Origin of the sequence: Mycolicibacterium agri, from assembly GCF_002553505.1 — a bacterium.
In the GTDB taxonomy this organism is placed as follows: domain Bacteria; phylum Actinomycetota; class Actinomycetes; order Mycobacteriales; family Mycobacteriaceae; genus Mycobacterium; species Mycobacterium agri.
The window spans coordinates 1-1,035 of record NZ_PDCP01000223.1; the positions used below are offsets into that span (position 1 = coordinate 1).

Here is a 1,035-nt window from a genome sequence, read left to right on the forward strand (position 1 = left end):
GCACGGCAACTCCAGCCTTCCCCGGGCGGGGCCACTTCGAACCGCCCAGCCGGGGCCAATTCGAGTTGACATAGCCAACTGTCACTGTGGCAACATACCCGGTCTATGAACCACTGCATCTGAACCCCCGAATTGAGACCGGCCCGCAACCCAGAAGAGCGCCGAACGGGCAGCCTGCGCGAAATCCTCCGAACACCCGACGATGGGTCTACGTCGAATTGAATGTTGGGGCAACATCACCCGGCGGCCCGGGCTGACAAGGCCCAAGCCGAGTACTTCTGCGGCTTCCTCGAGCAGGAGAAATCCGAACTGCAGAGGCGCGTCTTGCTGCGCAGACACGCCGATTGACGATGGCCATGACCGTTGGCGAGATGACTCCGATCAGCCACGTACGTCGCGCGATCCGCACAGCCGAGGGTGAGTTGGGTGCGATCGACCGAATGCCTAAGGCTCTTAAACGACGGTTTCCCGCTGAGGACGAGCTGCGGCGCCGAGCTTGGACAATTTCTCCTTCTTGGCAATTCGTCCTTGGCGTCGCGTTCGACGGACAACGACACGAAGTCACGGATCGATCTTCGCTCGAATCGAGCATACTCCTCTAGCACGATGCGGCTGACTTGATCCGGTTCGACCTGTTGGTAGCACGCGGCTAGTTGTACTGGGACAGGACGTTGGTAGCAGGCGTGTTGGCTTGATGTGAGGAGAACCTCCGGGTGGGGTGTGGCTTGTCTAGGTCCACCACCGTCCGGAGGTTCTCGTGTCCCACCGTAATGCCCGTACGACGTTTCACGGCCGGCTGCTGATAGTGCGCCGGTATCAGGCTGGCTGGCCCAAAGCCCATATCGCGAAAGCGATGGGGGTCTCGCGTAAATGCGTCCACACCTGGATCAGCCGTTTTGAGACCGAGGGTGAAGACGGTCTTCACGACCGGTCCTCGCGGCCGCATACCAGTCCGAGCTGTCGCTTGCCAGGGTGATGGGACCACCTGATTGCCAGGGGGATGGGACCACCGTGGCGCGTTACTGAGGATGCTTG

Annotated in this window: 2 pseudogenes; one reads left to right on the forward strand and one right to left on the reverse strand. The window is 61.0% G+C overall.

Annotation, left to right across the window (positions count from 1 at the left end):
• Nucleotides 1-236: 236 nt before the first annotated feature.
• Nucleotides 237-644: pseudogene (locus CQY20_RS36335) on the reverse strand (three-helix bundle dimerization domain-containing protein); the annotation flags it as partial.
• Nucleotides 645-757: 113 nt separating this feature from the next.
• Between CQY20_RS36335 and CQY20_RS33900 the strand changes: the two are divergent.
• Nucleotides 758-958, forward strand: a pseudogene (locus tag CQY20_RS33900) (helix-turn-helix domain-containing protein); the annotation flags it as partial.
• Between the last annotated feature and the right edge of the window lie 77 nt (nt 959-1,035).